This is a genomic window from Mycolicibacterium sp. HS_4_1, assembly GCF_054515875.1.
The window spans coordinates 5790163-5808979 of record NZ_CM137261.1 but is presented as its reverse complement, the minus strand read 5'-3'; the positions used below and the strand labels follow the sequence as shown (position 1 = coordinate 5808979).

The 18817-nt window shown below is 65.8% G+C and carries 16 protein-coding genes; 12 read left to right on the top strand and 4 right to left on the bottom strand.

The window, feature by feature from the left end; genetic code table 11:
* The first annotated feature begins 57 nt into the window (after positions 1-57).
* Together ACX12F_RS27950 and ACX12F_RS27945 are read left to right on the top strand one after the other, a co-directional pair.
* On the top strand, positions 58-423 hold the full coding sequence (locus ACX12F_RS27950) for a DUF427 domain-containing protein (RefSeq protein WP_459367469.1): 366 nt from the start codon (positions 58-60) through the stop codon (positions 421-423).
* A 9-nt stretch (positions 424-432) separates the two neighbouring features.
* Entirely contained in the window at positions 433-1329 is an 897-nt protein-coding gene (locus ACX12F_RS27945; protein WP_459367468.1) for a DNA-3-methyladenine glycosylase family protein, read from the top strand.
* Positions 1330-1405: 76 nt separating this feature from the next.
* Here ACX12F_RS27945 and gap read toward each other — a convergent pair whose 3' ends face one another.
* Entirely contained in the window at positions 1406-2425 is a 1020-nt protein-coding gene (gap, locus tag ACX12F_RS27940) for a type I glyceraldehyde-3-phosphate dehydrogenase (protein ID WP_459367467.1), read from the bottom strand.
* A gap of 283 nt (positions 2426-2708) precedes the next feature.
* On the opposite strand from gap, the gene ACX12F_RS27935 reads away from it, so the two are divergent.
* Positions 2709-3887 carry an ROK family protein gene (locus ACX12F_RS27935; protein ID WP_459370540.1) on the top strand — a complete coding sequence of 393 codons (1179 nt, stop codon included), beginning with the start codon at positions 2709-2711 and terminating at the stop codon, positions 3885-3887.
* A gap of 60 nt (positions 3888-3947) precedes the next feature.
* On the opposite strand, the gene aqpZ is transcribed toward ACX12F_RS27935, so the two are convergent.
* On the bottom strand, positions 3948-4652 hold the full coding sequence (aqpZ, locus tag ACX12F_RS27930) for an aquaporin Z (protein ID WP_459367466.1): 705 nt from the start codon (positions 4650-4652) through the stop codon (positions 3948-3950).
* 564 nt (positions 4653-5216) lie between these two features.
* Between aqpZ and gltB the strand changes: the two genes are divergently transcribed.
* From gltB to ACX12F_RS27915, 3 genes are all read left to right on the top strand, one after another.
* Positions 5217-9824 carry a glutamate synthase large subunit gene (gene gltB / locus ACX12F_RS27925; protein WP_459367465.1) on the top strand — a complete coding sequence of 1536 codons (4608 nt, stop codon included), beginning with the start codon at positions 5217-5219 and terminating at the stop codon, positions 9822-9824.
* A complete protein-coding gene (locus tag ACX12F_RS27920; RefSeq protein ID WP_459367464.1) occupies positions 9817-11283 on the top strand; it encodes a glutamate synthase subunit beta in 1467 nt (488 codons plus the stop codon). The genes gltB and ACX12F_RS27920 overlap by 8 nt, the downstream gene beginning before the upstream one ends.
* 279 nt (positions 11284-11562) lie before the next feature.
* Positions 11563-12354, top strand: a complete 792-nt coding sequence (locus ACX12F_RS27915) for a polysaccharide deacetylase family protein (RefSeq protein ID WP_459370539.1) — start codon at positions 11563-11565, stop codon at positions 12352-12354.
* A gap of 531 nt (positions 12355-12885) precedes the next feature.
* Here the strand turns inward: ACX12F_RS27915 and ACX12F_RS27910 are convergent.
* Positions 12886-13737, bottom strand: a complete 852-nt coding sequence (locus tag ACX12F_RS27910) for an LLM class F420-dependent oxidoreductase (RefSeq protein ID WP_459367463.1) — start codon at positions 13735-13737, stop codon at positions 12886-12888.
* Between the two features lie 72 nt (positions 13738-13809).
* Between ACX12F_RS27910 and ACX12F_RS27905 the strand changes: the two genes are divergently transcribed.
* The 4 genes from ACX12F_RS27905 (at position 13810) to ACX12F_RS27890 (ending at position 15985) form a co-directional block, all read left to right on the top strand.
* Positions 13810-14814: a PHP domain-containing protein gene (locus ACX12F_RS27905; protein ID WP_459367462.1), complete on the top strand. Its 1005-nt coding sequence runs from the start codon at positions 13810-13812 to the stop codon at positions 14812-14814.
* A 10-nt stretch (positions 14815-14824) separates the two neighbouring features.
* The gene (locus ACX12F_RS27900) at positions 14825-15247 is read left to right on the top strand and encodes a hypothetical protein (protein WP_459367461.1); all 423 of its coding nucleotides are present in this window, start codon (positions 14825-14827) and stop codon (positions 15245-15247) included.
* A 124-nt stretch (positions 15248-15371) separates the two neighbouring features.
* Positions 15372-15596: a DUF4333 domain-containing protein gene (locus ACX12F_RS27895; protein WP_459370538.1), complete on the top strand. Its 225-nt coding sequence runs from the start codon at positions 15372-15374 to the stop codon at positions 15594-15596.
* On the top strand, positions 15593-15985 hold the full coding sequence (locus ACX12F_RS27890) for a hypothetical protein (RefSeq protein ID WP_459367460.1): 393 nt from the start codon (positions 15593-15595) through the stop codon (positions 15983-15985). Before ACX12F_RS27895 ends, ACX12F_RS27890 begins: the two co-directional genes overlap by 4 nt.
* On the opposite strand, the gene dinB is transcribed toward ACX12F_RS27890, so the two are convergent.
* On the bottom strand, positions 15982-17196 hold the full coding sequence (gene dinB, locus ACX12F_RS27885; RefSeq protein WP_459367459.1) for a DNA polymerase IV: 1215 nt from the start codon (positions 17194-17196) through the stop codon (positions 15982-15984). The genes ACX12F_RS27890 and dinB overlap by 4 nt on opposite strands.
* 210 nt (positions 17197-17406) lie before the next feature.
* Here dinB and ACX12F_RS27880 point away from each other — a divergent pair, with 210 nt between their 5' ends.
* Complete coding sequence (locus ACX12F_RS27880) at positions 17407-18057, top strand: MspA family porin (RefSeq protein ID WP_459367458.1); 651 nt, start codon at positions 17407-17409, stop codon at positions 18055-18057.
* Between the two features lie 72 nt (positions 18058-18129).
* Positions 18130-18786, top strand: a complete 657-nt coding sequence (locus tag ACX12F_RS27875; RefSeq protein WP_459367457.1) for an MspA family porin — start codon at positions 18130-18132, stop codon at positions 18784-18786.
* Positions 18787-18817: the final 31 nt, after the last annotated feature.

Genomic DNA, 18817 nt, shown 5'->3' with positions numbered 1-18817 from the left:
GTGGCAGGCCCAGCGTCAGCTCGGGAATCGACACGGCAGGCCAGGCGTTGGCCAGATATGAGCGAACGTCCTGTGTTGCAACCCGGTCCTGCGCATCCCATCACCATTACGCCCACGCGCGGGCGCGTCACCGTCACGGTCAACGGCAGCGTGGTTGCCGAATCGACCGAAGCACTCACTTTGCAAGAGTCGAATTACCCCGCGGTGCAATATCTTCCGCTTGCGGATGTCGACCAGTCGGTGCTCACCCGGAGCACGACCGCAAGCTACTGCCCGTACAAGGGCGACGCGGCGTACTACCACGTCGGTGATGTCGAAGACGCCATCTGGACCTACGAACAGCCGTACCCCGCGGTGGCGGAAATCGCGGGGCGGGTCGCGTTCTATCCCGACAAAGCCGAGATCGTGGTGCAGCCCGCCTAACCTGGACCCGTGCCCACTGCCAGCCTGGTCCTGGACGGTCCGGCCGGCCTCGGGCTGACGTTGTCGCCGCTGCGGCGCGGTGGGACCGACCCGACCTTCCGTACCGTCGACGGCGTCATCTGGCGCACGAGCCTGATGCGCACCGGCGGGGTGACCGCGCGGCTCACCTCGTCGCAGCTGAACACCGTCGACTGCGAGGCGTGGGGTGACGGTGCCGCCGAATTCTTGGACCGGTTGCCAGGGTTGGTCGGCGCCGAAGACGACAGCACCGGATTCGCGCCCACCGAGCCGACCATTGCCGAGGCCTGGCGGCGGGTTCCTCACCTGCGCTTGTGCCGCACCGGCCGCGTGCTGGAGGCGCTGGTCCCGGCGATCCTCGAACAGCGGGTGCACGGCATCGATGCGTGGAGTGCGTTCCGGACGCTGACCACGCGGTATGGCGCGCCCCCGCCCGGCCCGGCGCCGGCGGGGATGCGTCTGCCCCCGACGGCCGACGCGTGGCGCCGCATCCCGTCGTGGGAGTTTCAGCGGGCCAATGTGGACCCCGGCCGGGCCCGGACCGTGGTCGGGTGTGCGCAGCGGGCTGACGCGCTGGAGCGGCTGACGCCGGATACGGCGACGGCGGCGTTGATGTCGTTGCCGGGTGTCGGGGTGTGGACGGCAGCCGAGACCGTGCAGAAAGCGTTCGGCGACTCCGACGCCCTCTCGGTGGGCGACTACCACCTGGCCAAGATGGTCGGCTGGACCCTGTTGGGCCACCCGATCGACGACGCCGCGATGGTCGAACTGCTGGAACCGCTGCGGCCACACCGGCACCGGGCCGTGCGGCTGCTCGAGGTCAGTGGCCTGGCGCGCAACCCGAGATTCGGTGCGCGCCAGGCGATCCCGAACCTGAGGGAACTCTAGGCATCGAGTGCCCGACCTCGGGAACTGACGCGATCGAGCTTCGCTTCCCGTGCGGCTCGGCGCGCTCTGGGCCGAGCTAGAGGGACTTTCCGACCAGTGCGGCCAGGTCGGCGATGCGGTTGGAGTAGCCCCATTCGTTGTCGTACCACGAGACGACCTTGGCCTGGTGGTCGATGACCTTGGTCAACCCCGAATCGAACAGCGAACTGTGCGGGTCGGTGACGATATCGGACGACACGATGGGCGCGTCGTAGTACTTCAAAATCCCCTTCAGCGGCCCCTCAGCCGCCGCCTGCATCGCCGCGTTGATCTCCGCAGCCGTCGCCGACTTACCCAACTCCGCGGTCAGATCGGTCACCGAACCGGTGGGCACCGGCACCCGCAGCGCATACCCGTCGAGCTTGCCTTTGAGCTCAGGCAACACCAGACCGATGGCCTTGGCCGCACCGGTGGAGGTCGGCACGATATTGATCGCCGCCGCCCGCGCCCGCCGCAAATCCTTGTGCGGCCCGTCCTGCAGATTCTGATCCTGGGTGTAGGCGTGGATGGTCGTCATCAACCCGCGCACGATCCCGAACTCGTCATTGAGCACCTTCGCCAGCGGGCCCAGGCAGTTCGTGGTGCACGAGGCATTCGAGATGATGTTCTGGCTGCCGTCATACTTGTCGTCGTTGACACCCATCACGATCGTGATGTCCTCACCGGTGGCCGGCGCGGAGATGAGCACCTTCTTGGCCCCCGCATCCAAATGCCCCTTGGCCTTGGCCGCATCGGTGAAAATCCCCGTCGACTCCACCACGATGTCCACACCGAGATCACCCCACGGCAACGCCGCCGGACCCTCCTTGACCGCCAGCGCCTTGATCTTCGTGCTGCCCACCACCAAGGTGTCCCCGTCAGCACGCACCTCATGAGGCAGCCGGCCCAAGATCGAATCGAACTTCAACAGATGCGCCAGCACATCGGTGGAAGTCAGGTCATTGACTGCCACGATTTCCAGATCGGTGTTGATGCCCGCCGCTTGCTGCGCGGCCAAGGCCCGGAAAAAGTTACGCCCGATGCGCCCGAAACCGTTGACGCCGATCCGAATAGTCACTGCTGATCTCCTTGGCTGGGTTTGAAATTGCGAATCGTGTTGCGGCACAACCATGGACGGTATGGCCGCGGGGCAACTGCGCTGCTGCCGCGTTATGGGGTGCCGCTGAGCGCTCGGGGCCGGCCAACGCGCGCGGCGACGCAGTGCTCCTCGGCGGCGCTTGATCGTTTCAGAACGAACCATACCGGCTTGAGGATTTATTGCAACCTTCTTTTGTCTTATAAAGACGAAAGATCGAACTCTTACGTTTGCGTCGGTCGGTATCGCCTTGCTTCAATGGGCTATGGCGCTCAACGGCTCGTCGGTGTCACCCACCGCCGGTGAAGTCTTTGCGCTGATCAGGGATCGCGGGGCCATCACCCGCAGCGAGATCGGCCGGATCACGGGCCTGTCGCGGACCGCGGTGACCGCGCGAATCACCGCGCTGGCAGCCGACGATCTGGTGATCGAACCCGCACATGCCGCGTCGACCGGCGGACGACCCGCGACCCAGCTGATGTTCAACGCCGATGCCGGCATCGTCTTCGCGGTAGCCATCGGGCGTAGCCGCACTCAGCTGGCCGTGTGCAATCTCGCCGGCGACATCGTCGCCACCGCTGACATCGACCAAGAGCCCGGCATGGGCCCGGACGATCTGATGCCCGACCTGGTGAAGCGTCTCGAGGCACTCCTTGACGACTCCGGGCACCGCGGCGACCGGATTTTCGGGATCGGCCTCAGTCTGCCGGGCACTGTCGATCGGCAGCGGGGAGCCAGCCTGGACTCGCCGAACATGAGCGGTTGGGACGGGGTGCCGTTGGCGCCGTACTTTCAGCACCTCACCGATGCTCCGGTGGTCATGGACAACGACGCCAATGTCATCGCGCTGGCGGAACGACGCGCCGGATTCGCCGATGTCCAAGACATGCTGGTCGTGAAAGCGTCGACCGGGCTGGGTGCCGGTGTCATCATGGGCGGCCAACTCCGTCGCGGTGCCGTGCAGGCGGCCGGGGATTTCGGACACAGCAAGATCGCAGCAGCCGCGGGCCTTCCCTGCCGCTGCGGTGACACCGGTTGCGTGGAGGCGGTGGCCGGCGGCTGGGCAATCGTCCGAGCGCTGCAGCGCGACGGATACGCCGTCAGTCACCTGCGTGACGTCGTCGCCTTGGCTCAAGGCGGAGACGCCAAGGCGCGCAGCATGATTCGTGACAGCGGCCGGCATGTCGGTGAGGTGCTCGCGGCCGCGGTGAACCTGATCAACCCGGCGGTGCTGGTCGTAGCCGGCGACGTGGTGGGTGCCTATGACGTGTTCGTGGCAGGCCTGCGAGAAACGCTGTACGGCAACGCCAGCACCTTGGCCACCCGGACGCTGCAGGTTGTTCCCTCGGCCCTACCCGGACGCGCCGGCATCGTCGGCTGCGCTACGACTGTGCTCGATCATGTGCTGAGCCCCAATGTGATTGACGCATCGGCGGCCGGTTGACGGTCGCGCAAGTAGCGCGACCTCCAGTCGTCGACCAGGTGAGCTTCGAGGCGCCTCGATCTAGTCCGAGGCCTTGCCGAACAGCAGTGGGTAGGCGACGCCGGCGACCGCGGCCCCGACCAGCGGTGCCAACCAGAAGACCCAGAGTTGCGTCGGCGCCCCGTTCCCGTTGAAGAACGCGACGGCGGTGGAGCGGGCCGGGTTGACCGACGTGTTGGAGATCGGGATCGAGATCAGGTGGATCAGGGTCAGGGACAGTCCGATGGACAGGCCGGCGAATCCCTTGGGCGCCCGGGCGTCGGTGGAGCCCAGGATCACGAACAGGAACATCGCGGTCAGGATGATTTCGGTGATGATCACCGACGTCAGGTCGAAGTGTTCCGGTGAGTGGTCACCGAAACCGTTCGCGGCCATGTTGCCGGTTGCCGACCAGCCCGGTTGGCCGGTGCCGATCCAGTAGATGACCCCGCCGGCGATGAGTCCACCGATGACCTGGGCGATCCAGTACGCCGGCAGGGCCTTCCATTCGATCCGGCGGGCCAGCGCCGCCCCCAGCGTCACCGCCGGATTGAAATGGCCGCCGGAGATGTTGCCGAACGCGTAGACGCCCGTCAGTACCGTGAGGCCGAAAGCGATTGCGACACCGAGGAATCCAATGCCGATGGAAGTGTGTTCGCTCGGATTGGCGGCGAACACGGCGGCGCCGCAGCCGCCCAGCACCAGCCAGAACGTGCCGACGGCCTCTGCCGCCAACTTGTGTGTCATCGTGGGAGCACTCATTTGGTCAAACCCTCCAATTCGAATCGAAAAAGCCGAGTCAGCAAACCGCAGTTCGAGGGTCCCACCGATGGGCGGCGCAGCTGCCGCTCGTTGCTGAACAGCCGCCCAAAGGTGATCGGAGGTCGCCCGGTGGCGGGCGGCGAATCTAAGAATCTGAGCAATCTTTGCAGCAAATAAATATTTGGCAACAGCCTGCGCATATATGATTCTCAGCAAATCATCACCGCGTCTCGTGCCCTGTGGCGCGGGTGGTTCCCGTCTGGGTGTGACGCGAAATGATTGGCGAAATTGCAAGGGCTCCAATAAAATTGGGGCTACCGACCGGTAGCTTTAGAGTGTTGTCGACCACAGTCGCAGCAACCTCATTAGGTCTGCCTAAGTTGGCATGTCAGGCCGGGTTTGTCATATCGTTTTGTCTCAATCGAGGCGAGCGGGACGGCCCGTCGTTCAGTGCTGCACGCTGGCATACCGTCGCTCAGTCCGCTGGCGCCGCTAAAAGCGGCGGTCAAGCGATGCTTCGTAAAGAAGATGGTGAAGGGTTAGGTGGGAATGGCGCCGCAGCACGGCGGACCCAGCAAGGTCGGGCTGTACAACCCCGCGCATGAGCACGACGCCTGTGGCGTCGCCATGGTCGCGGATATTCACGGACGTCGGAGCCGCGACATCGTCGACAAGGCGATCACGGCACTGCTCAACCTGGAGCACCGTGGTGCTGCAGGTGCCGAGCCGAACACCGGCGACGGCGCAGGCATCCTGCTGCAGATTCCGGACGAGTTCCTGCGCGCCGTGTGCGCGGAGGAAGGCATCGAACTGCCTGCCGAGGGCGGCTACGCCACCGGTATCGCCTTCCTGCCGCAGTCGGCCCGCGATGCCGATCTGGCCTGCGAGGCCGTCGAGAAGATCGTCGAAGCCGAAGGACTCCAGGTCCTGGGCTGGCGCGACGTGCCGTTCGACGACTCGTCGCTGGGTGCCCTGGCGCGCGACGCTATGCCGACGCTGCGCCAGATCTTCATCGCCGGCGCTGACGGCATGCAGCTCGAGCGCCGCGCCTACGTGATCCGCAAGCGGGCCGAACATGAGCTGGGCACCAAGGGCCCCGGCCAGGACGGCCCCGGCCGCGAGACCGTGTACTTCCCGAGCCTGTCGGGCAAGACCATCGTCTACAAGGGCATGCTCACCACCCCGCAGCTCAAGGCGTTCTACCTGGACCTGCAGGACGAACGGATGAAGAGCGCGCTGGGCATCGTGCACTCGCGGTTCTCGACCAACACGTTCCCGTCGTGGCCGCTGGCGCACCCGTTCCGGCGGGTCGCCCACAACGGTGAGATCAACACCGTCAACGGCAACGAGAACTGGATGCGGGCCCGTGAGGCCCTCATCCACACCGACGTGTTCGGGTACCACAACGACCTGAACAAGATTTTCCCGGTCTGTACGCCGGGCGCCTCGGACACCGCCCGGTTCGACGAGGCGCTGGAGCTGCTGCACCTCGGTGGACGTCCCCTGCACCACGCGGTGCTGATGATGATCCCCGAGGCGTGGGAACGCAGCGAGACCATGGACCCCGCCCGGCGGGCGTTCTACCAGTACCACTCGTCGCTCATGGAGCCGTGGGACGGCCCGGCATCGGTGTGCTTCACCGACGGCACCATCGTCGGCGCGGTCCTGGACCGCAACGGCCTGCGTCCGTCGCGCATCTGGGTCACCGATGACGGCCTGGTCGTCATGGCTTCCGAGGCCGGCGTCCTGGACCTGGACCCGTCGACCGTCGTCAAGAAGATGCGCCTGCAGCCGGGCCGCATGTTCCTCGTGGACATGGCCGAGGGCCGCATCGTCGACGACGAGGAGATCAAGTCGAAGCTGGCCGCCGAGCACCCCTACCAGGAGTGGCTCGACAACGGTCTGTTCCATATCGACGACCTGCCTCCCGGCGACTACGTCAAGATGCCGCACCACCGCGTGGTGCTGCGGCAGCAGGCGTTCGGTTACACGAACGAAGAGGTCACCCAGCTGATCGTGCCCATGGCGCGGACCGGCGCCGAGGCGCTGGGCTCCATGGGTACCGATACTCCGATCGCTGTGCTGTCGCAGCGGCCGCGGATGCTCTACGACTACTTCCAGCAGCTGTTCGCCCAGGTCACCAACCCGCCGCTCGACGCGATCCGCGAAGAGGTCGTGACCAGCCTCTCGGGCGTCATCGGCCCCGAGGGTGACCTGCTGAACCCGGACGAGAACTCGTGCCGGCAGATCGTCGTGCCGCAGCCGATCCTGCGTAACGGCGACCTGTCCAAGCTGATCTGTGTCGACCCCGACCACGAGATCCGAGGCCGCAAGCACGGCATGCGTGCCGCGGTCGTCAGCTGCCTGTACCCCGTCGCCGACGGCGGTGCCGGCCTGCGCCGGGCCCTCGAGGATGTCCGCACCAAGGTGTCGCAGGCCATCCGCAACGGTGCCCGCATCATCGTGCTGTCGGACCGTGAGTCCAACGAATGGCTCGCGCCGATCCCGTCGCTGCTGTCGACGGCGGCCGTCCACCACCACCTGGTCCGGGAACGCACCCGCACCCAGGTCGGCCTGGTGGTCGAGTCCGGTGATGCCCGCGAGGTGCACCACATGGCCATGCTGGTGGGTGTCGGCGCTGCCGCCATCAACCCGTACATGGCCTTCGAGACCGTCGAAGACATGGTCGACCGCGGTGTCATCACCGGTCTGACCAGCGACCAGGCCAAGGCCAACTACGTCAAGGCCGCCGGCAAGGGTGTGCTGAAGGTGATGTCCAAGATGGGCATCTCGACACTGGCCTCCTACACCGGCGCCCAGCTGTTCCAGGCCGTCGGTATCAGCCAGCGCGTGCTCGACGAGTACTTCACCGGCATCTCCTGTCCGACCGGCGGTATCGACCTCGACGACATCGCGGCGGACGTCGCGGCGCGGCACAGCCTGGCCTACTTGGACCGGCCCGACGAGTGGGCGCACCGCGAGCTCGAGGTCGGTGGCGAGTACCAGTGGCGCCGCGAGGGCGAGTACCACCTGTTCAACCCGGACACGGTGTTCAAGCTGCAGCACTCCACTCGCACCGGTCAGTACTCGGTGTTCAAGGAGTACACCAAGCTGGTGGACGACCAGAGCGAGCGCATGGCCTCCCTCCGTGGCCTGTTCACCTTCAAAGACGGTGTGCGCGAACCGATCTCGATCGACGAGGTCGAGCCCGCCAGTGAGATCGTCAAGCGGTTCTCCACCGGCGCGATGAGCTACGGCTCGATCTCGGCCGAGGCCCACGAGACGCTGGCCATCGCCATGAACCGCCTTGGCGGACGGTCGAACTCGGGTGAGGGCGGCGAGAATGTCGAGCGGTTCGACCGGGACGCCAACGGCGACTGGCGACGCAGCGCCATCAAGCAGGTGGCGTCGGCGCGCTTCGGTGTCACGTCGCACTACCTGACGAACTGCACCGACATCCAGATCAAGATGGCCCAGGGCGCCAAGCCCGGTGAGGGCGGTCAGCTTCCGGGGCACAAGGTGTACCCGTGGGTGGCCGAGGTGCGGCACTCGACTCCGGGTGTCGGCCTGATCTCGCCGCCGCCGCACCACGACATCTACTCGATCGAGGATCTGGCGCAGCTGATCCACGACCTGAAGAACGCCAACCCCGAGGCCCGCATCCACGTGAAGCTGGTGTCGGAGAACGGTGTCGGTACGGTGGCCGCGGGTGTCTCGAAGGCGCACGCCGACGTGGTGCTCATCTCCGGGCACGACGGTGGTACCGGTGCGACCCCGCTGACCTCGCAGAAGCACGCGGGTGCGCCGTGGGAGCTGGGCCTGGCCGAGACGCAGCAGACCCTGCTGCTCAACGGTCTGCGTGACCGCATCGTCGTGCAGGTGGACGGCCAGCTCAAGACGGGCCGCGACGTCGTCGTCGCCGCGCTGCTGGGCGCCGAGGAGTTCGGTTTTGCCACCGCGCCGCTGGTGGTCTCGGGCTGCATCATGATGCGCGTCTGCCACCTCGACACCTGCCCCGTGGGTGTGGCCACCCAGAACCCGGTGCTGCGTAAGCGCTTCACCGGTAAGCCGGAATTCGTCGAGAACTTCTTCCTGTTCATCGCAGAAGAGGTTCGGGAACTCATGGCGCAGTTGGGCTTCCGCACCGTGAACGAGATGGTCGGCCAGGTCGGCGCGCTGGATACCAGCAAGGCCATCGCACACTGGCGGGCGCAGAAGCTGGACCTGACCCCGGTGCTGTACGAACCGGAGTCGGCCTTCATGAAGCAGGATCTGTACTGCACGTCGAGTCAGGACCACGGTCTGGACAAGGCGCTCGACCAGCAGCTGATCGCGGAGTGCCGGGACGCCATCGAGTCCAAGGTTCCGGTCAGCCTCGCCATGAAGATCACCAACGTGAACCGCACCGTCGGAACCATGCTGGGCCACGAGGTCACGAAGGTCCATGGCGGTCAGGGGCTTCCGGACGGCACCATCGACATCACGTTCGACGGTTCGGCCGGTAACAGCTTCGGCGCCTTCCTGCCGAAGGGCATCACGCTGCGGGTGAATGGCGACGCCAACGACTATGTCGGTAAGGGTCTTTCGGGTGGACGCATCGTGGTGCGCCCGTCGAAGAACGCGCCGGCCGGTTACGTGGCCGAGGAAAACATCATCGGCGGCAACGTGATCCTGTTCGGTGCCACCAGCGGGGAGGCATTCCTGCGCGGCGTGGTGGGCGAGCGGTTCGCGGTGCGTAACTCGGGCGCCCACGCGGTGGTCGAGGGCGTCGGCGACCACGGTTGTGAGTACATGACCGGTGGCAAGGTGGTCATCCTCGGGGAGACCGGCCGTAACTTCGCCGCCGGTATGTCCGGCGGTATGGCCTACGTGTACGACCCCCACGGCGCCTTGCCGGGCAACATCAACGGCGAGATGGTCGACCTCGATGTGCTGGACGCCACGGACGAACTGTGGCTCCACGAGATCATCACCGCCCATGTCGATGGAACCGAATCGGCTGTGGGACAGCGGATTCTGGCCGATTGGCAGAATCAGAAGGAGCAGTTCATCAAGGTGATGCCTCGCGACTACAAGCGGGTACTGGAGGCGATCGCCGGGGCCGAGGCCGCCGGCGAGGACGTCGGCGAAGCGATCATGGCGGCCGCTCGTGGCTGATCCGAATGGCTTCCTCAAGCACACCCACCGTCAGACCCCGGTCCGCCGGCCGGTCGACCTGCGCCTCAAGGACTGGAAAGAGGTCTACGAGGAGTTCTCGAAGGAGACCCTGCAGGTCCAGGCTTCGCGCTGCATGGACTGCGGTATCCCGTTCTGCCACAACGGTTGTCCGCTGGGGAACCTGATCCCCGAGTGGAACGACCTGGTGTACCGGGACCGCTGGCGTGACGGCATCGAGCGCCTGCACGCCACCAACAACTTCCCGGAGTTCACCGGGCGGCTGTGCCCGGCGCCGTGTGAGGCGTCGTGCGTCCTCGGCATCAACCAGGACCCGGTGACCATCAAGCAGGTCGAGGTCGAGCTCATCGACAACGCCTGGGACGAAGGCTGGGTCAAGCCGATGGTTCCGGACGTGAAGACCGGCAAGACGGTCGCCGTCGTCGGCTCCGGACCGGCCGGCCTGGCTGCTGCCCAGCAGCTCACCCGCGCCGGACACGACGTGACCGTCTTCGAGCGGGCTGACCGCATCGGTGGCTTGCTGCGTTACGGCATCCCGGAATTCAAGATGGAGAAGCGGCACATCGACCGTCGTCTGGAGCAGATGGCGGCCGAGGGCACCCGGTTCCGCACCGGCGTCAACGTCGGTGTCGACCTGACCGTCGAGCAACTGCAGGAAGACTTCGACGCGGTGGTCCTGGCCGGCGGCGCGACCGCATGGCGTGACCTGCCGATCCCGGGCCGCGAGCTCGACGGCATCCACCAGGCCATGGAGTACCTGCCGTGGGGCAACCGCGTTCAGTTCGGTGACGATGTCCTCGGGCCCGACGGCCAGCCGCCGATCACGGCCAAGGACAAGAAGGTCGTCATCATCGGTGGCGGTGACACCGGCGCCGACTGCCTGGGCACCGCGCACCGGCAGGGTGCCGAGAGCGTGCACCAGTTCGAGATCATGCCGCGTCCGCCGGAGGAGCGCGCCGAATCGACCCCGTGGCCGACCTACCCGCTGATGTTCCGGGTGTCCTCGGCACACGAAGAGGGTGGCGAGCGCGTCTTCTCGGTCAACACCGAGGAGTTCCTGGGCGCCGACGGCAAGGTCTCCGCACTGAAGGTGCACGAGGTCGTTATGAAGGCCGGCAAGTTCGAGAAGGTCGAGGGTTCGGACTTCGAACTCCCGGCGGACATCGTCTTCCTGGCCATGGGCTTCGTCGGCCCTGAGCGGGAAGGCCTGCTGACCGAGCTGGGCGTCGAGCTGACCGACCGCGGAAACGTGGCCCGGGACAACGACTTCCAGACCACCGTGCCCGGCGTGTTCGTCGCCGGTGACATGGGCCGTGGCCAGTCGCTGATCGTGTGGGCCATCGCCGAGGGTCGCGCCGCGGCCGCCGGTGTGGACCGGTACCTGATGGGTGAGTCGGCGCTGCCCAAGCCGATCAAGCCGACGGCTGCTCCGCAGCGATGAGCGCTTGCGCGAAGAGTCGATGACACAGCGATAGCTGACAGCAACGTTCGTCGGTCCCAGTCCTCTGGGGCCGGCGAACTGCTATTTGCGCTGTATCGCCGGCCAGGGTGGCTGGTTCAGCGAACGGCATCGGTAACAGCTCGATACTTCCGGGTGTGTCGCAAGAGGCTGGAGTTACTGAAGTTGCACAATGAGTCGGTTCGGGTCCCGATCGACCAGAACTGAATATCTATGGCGAACTACTCCACTACCCCCGGATCCCTGTTCGCCGGCTCCGAGCTGAGCCGGCGACGCTTTTTGGTGGGCTTGTCAGCGTCGGTGGTCGCCGGAGTGGGCTTGGCGCGATGGGCTGTCGACGGGCCGGACGCCACTGTGGCGGCGGCGCCGCCGAAGGCGCCGGCGGAACCGGTCCGGCGTGGCATGGGTTTGGCGTTGCCTGGTGGGGGCGAACTCAGCAGCCTGCCGGATGTGGCCGGCAACCGCGTGGCGATCACACTCGACGATGGCGTGAGTTCCGAGGTGGTGCGCGCGTACACCAAGCTGGCGCGCGACACCGGGATGCGGCTCACCTACTTCGTCAACGGCAGGTATCAGTCGTGGACCGAGAATCGGGACCTGATGCTGCCATTGGTGGAGTCGGGGCAGATTCAGCTGGGCAACCACACCTGGTCGCATCCGGACCTGGCGAAACTGTCGAAGGACGAGATCGTCGACCAGTTGGAGCGCAATCACAAGTTTCTGCAGTCGACATTCGGCGTCGACTCTCGGCCGTACTTCCGGCCGCCCTACGGCAGCCACAACGCGATCGTCGACCGGATCGCCGCAGAGCTCGGCTACTCGACGCCGACCATGTGGACGGGATCGCTGGGTGACGAGAACATCGTGACCGAGGATTACATCCTCAAGATGGCGGGCAAGTACTTCACCGAGCAGACGGTGGTCATCGGACACCTGAACCACCTGCCGGTGACGCACGTTTACGGCCAACTGGTCGACCTGCTGAAGGAACGCAACCTGCGCACCGTCACTCTCGACGACGTGTTCCGGAAGCCGCGCGAACTTCCTGTCTGACCCGATGTGTGATGTAGCTCATATTGTCTGGTGGGTCACTTACGCGGCAGCGGATTTCTTAAATTAAGAAGGCTCTAAGGGGCTTCGTGCGCAACATCAATCACACCAGTAACACCAGACACGCCGCTGTTACTTTCGGCGCGCCTCCAGAGGTTTGCCGATGACCGGCGTTGTAATGAAAACGCGAGGGCCGTGCGATAGTCTGGCCCCACGGTGCAACCAATCGCCGACAGCAGGAGTAACCACCGTGTACAACAACCCGCTATCGCGTTCACGCATGGGACGTATTGCCTGGTCCCTGTTTCGCCACCCGGTCAAGAGCCGCGAGTTTCCGGCCAAGAACGAGCGTCTGGTCACCGCGGCGGACATGGTCCGCTTCGGCGTCTAGCGACTGTTCGACCGCCTTGGCCAAGCCCGGTCGGCTGTGACGTCAGCTGATTTGCTGACCGTTACCAATTTGTGACTTCAGCGATAATTAAGATTCTGCGCCCGCCCGGAACCGATTTCTCGGCTCCGGGCGGTTGTCGTATGTCAGGCCGTCTGCAGACCGGAGTCGCGGATCGCCTCGGCAAGTGGTTCGAGTACGGCGGGGTCATGCGGTTGGGGGATGTAGATGATCGCCAGATCAAGGCCTTCGGCACTCAGGCCCGCAGCCTCATCCACCACCTTGCGGTAGTCCCGATCCTGACCGAGCCGGACGTGGGCCGACAGCGTGATCTCCTTGGGATCGCGGCCGATGTCGGCGCAATGTGCGGCGAGGACGTCGCGCTTGCGGGCGAACTCCTCGGGCGGGCCGCCGACGAAGTTCCAGTGATCGGCGTATTTGGCGGTGATCTTCAGGGTGCGCTTCTCGCCGCTACCGCCGATGCAGAACGGCGGGTGCGGCTGCTGCGGGCCCTTCGGCTCATTGCGGGCGTCCTTGAGCTGGTAGAACTTCCCGTCAAACGTCGTCGTGTCCTGGGTGAGCAGCCCCTTGAGCACAGCACAGGCCTCTTCGAAGCGGTCGAACCGCTCTCTGACCGAGCCCAGTTCGATGCCGTAGGCGCCGGACTCCTCCTCGTTCCAGCCGGCGCCGATTCCCAGTTCGAGGCGACCGCCCGAAACGATGTCCAGTGCTGACGCCATGTTGGCCAGGACAGCCGGGTGCCGGTAGTGAATGCCGGTGACCAGCACGCCGACCCGCAGCCGCGTGGTGGCCTGGGCCAGCGCGGTCAGCGTGACCCAGCCCTCCAGGCACGGGCCGCTGGAGTCGGAGAAGATCGGATAGAAATGGTCGAAGGTCCAACCGGACTCGAAGACGTCGATATCGTCGGCGGCCTGCCAAACGGCGAGCATGTCCGACCAGGTGGTGTCTTGTGGTGAGGTTTTGAAGGCGAATCGCACGCTTATTGAAACTAGTCAGGACCGTCAACTAATTCCTGTGAGTTTCCCCGATGCATTGGCAGACTGGACGCCATGGACCCGGTAAACGCGCTGCGGGAGATCGCCTTCTACAAGGACCGCGCGCGCGAAGAATCGCGCCGCGTCATGGCCTACCGCAAAGCCGCCGACGTAGTTGAGGCACTGAGTCCGGAACAGCGCGAGAAGCTGGGGCGCACCAATGGCTGGCAGCAACTGGCGGGCGTCGGGCCCAAGACCGCCACGGTGATCGCCCAGGCGTGGGCAGGCCGTGAGCCCGATGCGCTGGTCCAGCTGCGTTCCGCAGCAGACGATTTGGGTGGCGCCGAGCTGCGTACGGCGCTGAAGGGGGACCTGCACCTGCACTCCAACTGGTCCGACGGATCGACGCCAATCAGCGAAATGCTTTCTACCGCACAGCGTTTGGGCCACGAGTACTGCGCACTGACCGATCATTCGCCGCGGCTGACGGTGGCCAACGGGCTGAGTGCGGACCGGCTCCGTCGGCAACTGGACATCATCGACGAAATCCGTGACCGCTTCGCGCCGATGCACATCCTCACCGGCATTGAGGTCGACATCCTCGACGACGGCTCGCTGGATCAGGAGCCTGAGTTGCTGGAGCGGCTGGACGTGGTGGTGGCCAGCGTGCACTCCAAGCTGTCCATGGATGCCGCCGCGATGACTCGGCGCATGGTCCGCGCGGTGTCCGGAGGTCGGGCGAACGTGTTGGGGCACTGCACCGGCCGCTTGGTGGAAGGTTCGCGCGGCGTCCGGCCGGAATCGAAATTCGACGCGGCGGCGGTATTCGAAGCATGTGCCGCCAACGGTGTTGCGGTAGAGATCAATTCGCGACCCGAGCGGCGCGACCCGCCGAGCCGGCTGTTGAACTTGGCGTTGGACACCGGTTGCCTGTTCTCGATCGACACCGACGCGCATGCGCCCGGCCAGTTGGATTTCCTCGGCTACGGGGCGCAGCGGGCGCTGGATGCCGGTGTGCCACAGGAGCGGATCGTCAACACCTGGGCGGTCGATCGGTTGCTGTCGTGGACCGGCGCGTAGCGTCGGCCCCATGGTTCTCGGTACCGCCACCGCCGTCACGCTCTTCGCTGCCGGCCTGATCTTCCTGCTGGCCCTGATCCTCGGCATCTGGAAGTACCGGCAGATGGCCGTGGGTCCCGACCACCTGGCGCACCCCTACGTCGACATCGCGCACCGGGCTGCGCTGATGTACTCGTTCTCGACCCTGCTGGTCGCGGTGTTCGTGCAGTTCAGCGCCTGGCCGGCATGGGTGAACCTCACCGCCGCAATGGTTCTGGTGTTCTTCTTCGTCATCGCGATCGCCGCGTACGTCCAGCACGGGCTCCGGCGCGACACCACCAACCAGTTCGAGCACTCGAGCGTCGGTCTGCATGCCGGGATGGTGGCGCTGATCCTGGGTGAGGTCGGCGGGTTTCTGGTGCTGCTATCGGGTTTCGTGGTTGCGCAGTTCTGAGCCCGGCGTGCGGGCATACTCCGTAAGTATGGCTCTTCGATCGAGGACGCGTCGGGTCGCCGCGTTGGCTGCCGCCGGCCTCCTGGCCTCGTGCTCACTGCACATTGGTACCCAAGTGACCACCATGTCCAAAGCCCAGCTGGAGACGGCGGTCAAAGACAACCTGAGCACCAAAACCGCATCGAAAATCGATTCCGTGGTCTGCGACGGTGGTCTCGAGGGCAAGGTGGGCACGACTCAGACGTGCACCGTGGTCACCGGCGCGAAGTCTCGCCGCGCGATGGTGAAAGTCGCCGATACCCGGGGGTCCGACATCGCACTCAGCATCGAGATCGTTCCCGGTCAGTGACCCTGCACGACTCCCTGTTCCGGTTGAACAGTCCGGCACGCCCATGGCTGATCCGCGACGGTGCCCTAGAGGGGGTCGACCTGGTGGCCGAGTGGAAGTCTGGCGATCCGGACTGGCGGCAGGTGCTCGAAGACCTCGGGGTGGCCCTGACCTTCCAGATCCATTTGCGACTCGATACCGAGCAGCAACTGCTGCACGTGGTGGATCACCTGGTCGAATGGCGGCAGGATGCCGAGGGGCAGTGGATCGAGTGTCACGACACCGGGGACCTGCAGCTGTTCTGGTCGGGCAACTCGAATTGTATGCACCACCTGATCACGACCGCCGACATCAAGATTCCGATCCAGCAGTGCGCTGCCGACGCGGGGTGGACGTACCGGACCGGTTAGTCCGGCAGCATCGGCATCTCCCAGCCCGGGTCCGCACCGACCAGCACCCCGCGCGTCAGGCACGCGTTGCCGAACCGCTGACGGACCAGGTCGACGGCGCAGTCCACCGCGGCAGTGTCTGGCTCGCCGCCGAACGGCAGCTCGAGCTGTTCGGTACCGGCGTTGTCGACGTTCGACACCGAGAACCCCAGCAAGGTGAGCCCGCGCTCGGCGATCAGTGGCCCCGCGGCGGCTACCAATCCGCGTGCCGCCGTGAGGATTTCCTCGGTCGACGCAGTGGCGCGGCGCATGGTGTGCGAACGCGTGGCGCGACCGTAGTCGTCGAACCGCAGCCGCAGGACCACCGTCCGCCCGGTCCGTCCGCTACTGCGCATGCGGCGAGTGATGCGGTCGATCAGGTTGATCACCATGGCGTCGATGTCGTTGTCGGACATGGTGTTTCCGCGCCGTCCCACCGCGCGCTGGGCGCCGACGGAGCGGCGCCGGACACCGGTGGTGACCCGCCTGCGGTCGATGTTGTGCGACAACGCGTACAGCTGCCGACCCATTGCCGCACCTACCATCACGCCCAGCGCTGACTCAGTCAGCGCGGCGACGTCGGCCACGGTTTCGATGCCGTGTTCGCGGAGCTTGTCCGCGGTCTTGGCCCCGACGCCCCAAAGATGTTGGACCGGCAACGGATGCAGGAATTCCAGCTCCCGGTCCGGCGGCACCAGCAGGAGCCCGTCGGGCTTGGCCTCCCGGCTCGCCACCTTGGCCAGAAACTTGGTGCGGGCGATGCCGACGGTGATCGGCAGCCCCACGCGTTCACGGACCGCCTCGCGCAGCGCCGCGCCGATCTGGACCGGGGTGCCCGACACCCGACCGAGGCCGCTGACGTCGAGAAAGGCCTCGTCGACCGACAGTGGTTCGACGACTGGCGTGGTGTCGGCGAAGACCCGGAAAACCTCCCGGCTCGCCTCCGAGTACGCGGACATGCGCGGCGGCACGACGACGGCCTGCGGGCAGAGGTTGCGGGCCTGGTGATCGCCCATCGCGGTGCGCACACCGAAGGCCTTGGCCTCGTAGCTGGCAGCGAGCACCACGCCTGCGCCGACGATCACCGGCCGACGGCGCAGCGACGGATCGTCGCGCTGTTCAACCGAGGCGTAGAACGAATCGAGGTCGGCATGCAGGATGGCGGCCTCCGCGTGTGCTTCGGCGTTCGACACGACATCCATCTTCGCACATACGTTCGAGAAATGGAAGATTCGACCACCGTTCGGCGTATTCCGTGTGAAAACTTTCACGCCGGGTTTGATGGCAGTGTGAACAGCTCCTTACTGCGCGGACACGGATAGGAAATCGGATCGGGCCGCCGTCCTGACATCGTCTGGCTACTCACACCGAAAGGCGCACCTATCTTGTCGAACCGTTTTGCCATGTTGGCAGCCCTTTGCGTGCTGCTCCCGGTCGGCACCGCGCCGCTGGCAGCTGCCGACCCCGCCGATGGCCCGGCCGTCGCACCGATCAACGCGCCGCTGCCCCCCGAAGGCGCGGTCCCGTCAGGCCCCGCCGGTGTCCTGGACACCCCCGACGGCTGGCACCTGCAGGTCACCGGTACCAACGAAACCCAGCTGCCGGTCGCCCCGCTGACCACCGCCATCACCTCGCGTGAGTACTGGGTCGCCGGCACCTTCACCGGCACCGTCACCGGTGGCGGCAAGACCAAGCTGACCGGCGGCACGTTGGAGGCCGGCGAGCAGATCGGCTGCGGCATCATCTCCGACGAGACCGAGATCAACCCGAGCCTGGGTATCACCCCCGGTGTCAGCCTCACCGCCCTCCCGACCTTCGGTCTGTCCGCGAGCCTGCAGGGCAAGATCTACCTCAAGCCCGGCACCGTGACCACCGTCGCCATCGACAAGAAGTCGTTCAAGGGCACCACCGCCCGCGTCAGCATCACCGGCGTGCGGATCAAGACCGACCAGTGCGCCGGCCAGTCCTTCATCCGGTCCTACGCCACGATGACCAGCTCCACCGACAACACCGATGACGTCATCACCTACCTGGGTGTGACCAAGGCTGTCTAGGTCAGCCCGATTGCCCTGCAGCGCCAAGCTTTCCAGCTTTTCCGATCTGAGCTCCCGAGAGGTGCCGTACCCATGTTGAATCGTGTTGTTGTCTTGTTCGCCGCCGGCCTGTTGTCGTCGGCAGCCGTTACGTCGCCCGCACTGGCCGACCCCAGCGACCCAGTCGGCCCGCCCCCGGACACGGGGCTGGTGGCCTCGGATGAACCGGCGACGGTGACGACCCCCGACGGCTGGACCCTTACCGTGGTGGCGAAGAACGAGACCGAACTTCCCGTCGCACCTCTGACGACCGCGGTCAGCTCGCGCGAGTACCTCGTGGGCGGCACCTTCACCGGCACCGTGGCCGGTAGCGGCAAGACCACTCTCAATGGCGGCACGCTGGAGGCCGGCTACCAGATCGGCTGCGGCATCGAACTCGCCCAGGTGAAACTGATCGGACAAGCCGGTATCTCGGCCACCTCGTCGTTCGTCGCGCCGATCCCAACCAGCGTCTCCTTCCCGCTGTCGGGCACCCTGGAAATCCACCCGAAGCCGGGCACGGTCACCACCGTGCCCGTCGACAAGAAGTCGTTCAAGGCCGCCCCGGTCCGCGTGACTCTGAAGGACGCCCACATCAAGATCGACGGTTGCGTCGGCCAGTCGTTCCTGCGGTCGTACGCGGTGCTCACCAGCTCCACCAGCGACACCGACGACATCGTGGCCTACTACGGCATCACCAAGTCGGTTTGACGGATTGCCCTTCGGGTCTTCGGCGTCGGTT

Bases quoted from the DNA above. Each gene is read 5' to 3' on its own strand.
- ACX12F_RS27950 (WP_459367469.1), top strand. From the start codon at position 58: ATGAGCGAACGTCCTGTGTTGCAACCCGGTCCTGCGCATCCCATCACC.
- ACX12F_RS27935 (WP_459370540.1), top strand. From the start codon at position 2,709: ATGGCGCTCAACGGCTCGTCGGTGTCACCCACCGCCGGTGAAGTCTTT.
- aqpZ (WP_459367466.1), bottom strand. From the start codon at position 4,652: ATGACACACAAGTTGGCGGCAGAGGCCGTCGGCACGTTCTGGCTGGTG.
- gltB (WP_459367465.1), top strand. From the start codon at position 5,217: ATGGCGCCGCAGCACGGCGGACCCAGCAAGGTCGGGCTGTACAACCCC.
- ACX12F_RS27905 (WP_459367462.1), top strand. From the start codon at position 13,810: ATGGACCCGGTAAACGCGCTGCGGGAGATCGCCTTCTACAAGGACCGC.
- ACX12F_RS27900 (WP_459367461.1), top strand. From the start codon at position 14,825: ATGGTTCTCGGTACCGCCACCGCCGTCACGCTCTTCGCTGCCGGCCTG.
- ACX12F_RS27895 (WP_459370538.1), top strand. From the start codon at position 15,372: ATGTCCAAAGCCCAGCTGGAGACGGCGGTCAAAGACAACCTGAGCACC.
- ACX12F_RS27880 (WP_459367458.1), top strand. From the start codon at position 17,407: ATGTTGGCAGCCCTTTGCGTGCTGCTCCCGGTCGGCACCGCGCCGCTG.
- ACX12F_RS27875 (WP_459367457.1), top strand. From the start codon at position 18,130: ATGTTGAATCGTGTTGTTGTCTTGTTCGCCGCCGGCCTGTTGTCGTCG.